Origin of the sequence: Pseudonocardia kujensis, assembly GCF_021283305.1 — a bacterium.
In the GTDB taxonomy this organism is placed as follows: domain Bacteria; phylum Actinomycetota; class Actinomycetes; order Mycobacteriales; family Pseudonocardiaceae; genus Pseudonocardia; species Pseudonocardia kujensis.
The window spans coordinates 1-4192 of sequence record NZ_JAJSOK010000138.1 but is presented as its reverse complement, the minus strand read 5'-3'; the positions used below and the strand labels follow the sequence as shown (position 1 = coordinate 4192).

Genomic DNA, 4192 nt, shown 5'->3' with positions numbered 1-4192 from the left:
CCGTGCAGCGGCTTGGCCTCGGCGTACTCGCGGCGCAGCGCCATCAGACCCGGCATCTCGTTCTCGGCGAGCCGGATCTCCTTGCGGCCGAACTCGTGCAGGCCCAGGTCGGCGACGGCGAAGTCGAGGCCGTTGCGCTCCTGCAGCCGGCCGTGCGGGTCGGTGATGCTGGCGGTCATCGTGAACTGTCTCCTCGTACTGCGGTCAGGGCAGACGGGAGGGCCCCGCGTTCCGGCGGTGGCGGGATCGACGGTCGATCGACACGGACACGGGCCTCCTCCCGGGAACGGTGGAGGCGCCCTTCTCGTCGTCAGGCCGCGGACCGAGCGTGGCGGACGGATCCGTCCGCTGCAGCGCCTCTCGGTCCCGCGGTGCGTGCGCGATCCAGGATGGCACGCCCTGCGGCCCGGCTCAACGTGACCCCAGCAGGTGGTCGCACAGCAGGGTCTCGGCCGCCGCGCACCGGTCGTGGGCGGCCAGCAGGCCGGCGGGGGCGAGCGCGAAGTCCGCGTCGACCAGCACCGACGCCGACGCGAGCAGCGGGGCGAGCATGGGGTCCCGCTGCAGGGTGCCGACCACCGCACCGATGCCGGCGGTGTCGCGCTGGCGGAACACGCCGCCGGAGAGCACGACGAGCCCGACCGGGCCGTGGTCGACGGGGCCGTGGTCGACGGGGCCGTGGTCGACGGGGCCGTGTTCGGCCGGGCCGTCCGCCGGGTCGAGCTCCTCCCGGAGGTGCCGCCGCGCCGCGACGACGGCGGCGAGCGCCGCGATCCGCCGGTCCTCGGCCGCGCTGCCCGGATCGCGCGGGACCGAGCCGACCTCCGCCGTCATCCCCCGGACGGTCGCCGTGAGCAGGTCCGCCTCGACCGGGTCGACGATCTCCTCGGCCTGCGCCTCCAGCAGCACGCCCTCCGCGGCGGCCCGCACCCCGAGGTCGCCCTCCACGGTGCGGCGGACCCGCCGGCCGGGCCCGGCGGAGTGCACGTCCGTGGTCGCGCACCCCACGTCGACGACCAGGACCCGCGTCCCGCAGATCCGCGCCAGCTCGGCGGTGCCGCGACGCACGGCGTCGGGCGTCATGAACCGGACCATGCGGCGGAACCGCGGCGCGGCGGCCGGGGCCCGCCCGCCGAGCACGTGCTGGGCGAAGACCTCGGCCAGCGCCGCCCGGGCCGGACCCGGCACCAGCTCGCCGGGCTCGGGCGCGACGTTCGCGCAGGCCACGACGGTGCGGCCGGTCGCGCGGAGCAGGGCGAGGGCGTCGTCGCGGGCCTCGGCGTTGCCGGCCAGCACGATCGGGAACCGCACGCGGGCCCTGGCGAGCTTGCCCGCGTTGTGCAGCAGGACCGACGGGTCGTCCCCGTCCGAGCCGCCGAGGAGCAGGAGCGCGCCCGGCCGGTGCCCGCGCAGCACCCGGACGTCGGCCGGCTCCAGCGGTCCGGCGTGGACGTGCACGACGTGCGAGCCGGCCGACCGCGCGACCCGGTGCCCGGCCTCGGTGGAGATCAGCTTCTCGGTGCCCACGACCGCGAGCCGCAGCCCGCCCCCGGCCGACGAGCAGGCCAGCACGTCGGGCTCGGGCTCGCGGGCGGCCGCGGCCGTGACCCCGCGGACGGCGGCGTCGACGCCCTCGAGGACGTCGGCGGTCGTGGTGCGGTGCTCGGCGAACCCGACCAGCCCGCCGTCGGGGTGCACGAGCACCGCCTTCGTCCAGGTCGAGCCGACGTCGAGGCAGACGGCACCGCTCCCCGGAGGCGCCCCCGGGCCGCCCGCCGCAGCCGCACCCGTCATGAACGGGGAGCGTACCGGCGGTGACGCTGCGCGGTGCCGTCACGACCGTCGGATCTGTCCCGGTGCCGGGGTCCCCCGGTACGGTCGTCGTGATCCACGACACTCCTCGGGAGCGACGATGCTCGGACTGATGCAGGACCGCCCGCTGGCGCTGACCCACGTGTTCCACCGCGCGGAGCAGCTCTTCGGACACAAGAGACTGATCACCGCCTTGGCCTCCGGCGAGCGGGTGACCACCGTCGCGGACTGGGCCGTGCGGGTACGCCGGCTGGCCACCGTCCTCGACTCGCTCGGCCTGTCGGCCGACGCCCGGGTCGGCACCTTCTGCTGGAACACCGACCGTCACCTGGAGCTCTACCTCGCCGCCCCCTGCACCGGGCGGGTGCTGCACACGCTGAACATCCGACTGTTCCCCGAGCAGCTCGTCTACATCGTCAACCACGCCGACGACGAGGTCGTCTTCGTCGACCGCTCGCTGCTGCCCCAGCTCTGGCCGCTGGTGGACAAGTTCGAGACCGTCCGGCACATCGTCGTGATCGACGACGGCGCGGACCACGAGATCCCCGCGGACCCCCGGGTGCGGGACTACGAGGAGCTGCTCGCCGCGGCCGAGCCGTTCGCCGGCCGGTTCGTGGTCGAGGACGAGAACAGTGCCGCGGCCATGTGCTACACGTCCGGGACCACCGGCAACCCGAAGGGCGTGGTCTACAGCCACCGCTCGGCGGTGCTGCACTCGTTGATCACCCTGACGTCCGACGCGTTCGGGCTGGCCGAGCGCGACGTCGTCCTCCCGATCGTGCCGATGTTCCACGCGAACGCCTGGGGCATCCCCTACGGCGCCCTGCTGGCGGGCGCCGAGCTCGTCCTCCCCGGCCCGAAGATGACGCCGGACGCGATCGTCGGGCAGCTGGAGCGGCACAAGGTGACCGTCACCGGCGGGGTGCCGACCATCTGGATGGGCGTGCGGCCGCTGCTCGCCGACCACGACCTGTCGTCCCTGCGGGCGATCATCTGCGGTGGCTCCGCCGTGCCGCGCTCGCTCTCCGAGGCCTACCGCGAGGCGATCGGCGTCCCGATGCTGCAGGCGTGGGGCATGACCGAGACCTCGCCGATCGCCAGCGTCTCCTCGCGGCGCGCCCACCAGGAGTCGTGGAGCGAGGACGAGCGTGCGGACGCCCGCGCCCGCCAGGGCCAGCCCGTGCCCTTCGTCGACCTGCGGATCGCCGACCCGGAGAGCGGCGAGGAGCTGCCGTGGGACGACCGCGCCACCGGTGAGCTGCAGGCCGCCGGCCCCTGGATCGCGAAGGAGTACTACCGCGGCGAGGGCGGCGGCGCACAGTTCACGAGGGACGGCTGGCTGCGCACGGGCGACGTGGCCGCCGTCGACAAGTGGGGTTTCGTGCGGCTCGTGGACCGGACGAAGGACCTCGTGAAGTCCGGCGGCGAGTGGATCAGCTCGGTCGACCTCGAAAACGCGATCATGGCGCACCCGGCCGTCGCCGAGGCCGCGGTGATCGCGATCCCGCACGAGAAGTGGACCGAGCGGCCGCTGGCGTGCGTGGTGGTGAAGCCGGGCGAGTCGCTCACCGGTGAGGAGCTCATCGAGTTCCTCACCCCGCGAGTGGCCAAGTGGTGGCTGCCCGACGCCGTGGAGTTCATCGACGAGGTCCCCAAGACCAGCGTCGGGAAGTTCTCGAAGAAGACGCTGCGGGACAAGTTCGCGGGCTACACCCTGCCTTCCTGACCTGCGGCGTCGCCGGTATCTGAGAGTTTCGGTGCGACGCTAAGAATCCGCCTGCGGAGAATCCTTTCGACGTCGCGGACTACGACGTGCGGAGCAACCTGAATTCCGCGCGTAACGAGTCCGAGTATTCCTCCGAGATGCGAGTGCACCCTTTCGCTTGGCACCGCCGAATTCGGCCGTGCCGGGCTCCCCCGGGGGTGCATCACCGCAGGAAGGAATCTCGACGATGAATTCCACCCTCCGCCGCGGCCTGCTCACGGCCGCGATCTCCGGCGGATGCGTGCTGGTCGTCAACGGCGTCGCGCACGCCGAGACCGCTGACAAGTCCTCGGACGCAGCGACCGAGAAGACCACCGGAAGGACAACCTCTTCCCCATCCGCGACGAGCTCCCCCACAACGGCCGGCACGATCGCGGGGCTGGCGAACGGGCAAGACCGTCAGAGCCACGATCGCAACCAGGACAACGTCGACCAGCGCGGCAACGGCCGGCCCGGGGGCAACACCGGCAACAACACCGGCGGCCAGCCCGGCAACAACACCGGCGGCCAGCCCGGCAACAACACCGGCGGCCAGCCCGGCAACAACACCGGCGGCCAGCCCGGCAACAACACCGGCGGCCAGCCCGGCAACAACACCGGCGGCCAGCCCGGCAA

At 73.4% G+C, this 4192-nt stretch carries 4 protein-coding genes; 2 read left to right on the top strand and 2 right to left on the bottom strand.

Annotated features, from left to right (window positions below; translation table 11 throughout):
* Both LWC35_RS38580 and LWC35_RS38575 read right to left on the bottom strand, forming a co-directional pair.
* The coding region (locus tag LWC35_RS38580; protein ID WP_232875549.1) for an adenosylhomocysteinase at positions 1 to 179 on the bottom strand (179 nt) is incomplete at its 3' end.
* A gap of 232 nt (positions 180 to 411) precedes the next feature.
* Positions 412 to 1794: a glutamate mutase L gene (locus LWC35_RS38575; RefSeq protein ID WP_232875548.1), complete on the bottom strand. Its 1383-nt coding sequence runs from the start codon at positions 1792 to 1794 to the stop codon at positions 412 to 414.
* 118 nt (positions 1795 to 1912) lie between these two features.
* Between LWC35_RS38575 and LWC35_RS38570 the strand changes: the two genes are divergently transcribed.
* Both LWC35_RS38570 and LWC35_RS40005 read left to right on the top strand, forming a co-directional pair.
* Entirely contained in the window at positions 1913 to 3538 is a 1626-nt protein-coding gene (locus LWC35_RS38570) for a long-chain fatty acid--CoA ligase (protein ID WP_232875547.1), read from the top strand.
* Positions 3539 to 3764: 226 nt separating this feature from the next.
* Positions 3765 to 4192, top strand: a 428-nt coding sequence (locus LWC35_RS40005; RefSeq protein WP_269805528.1) for a hypothetical protein, incomplete at its 3' end; no start/stop codon positions are given.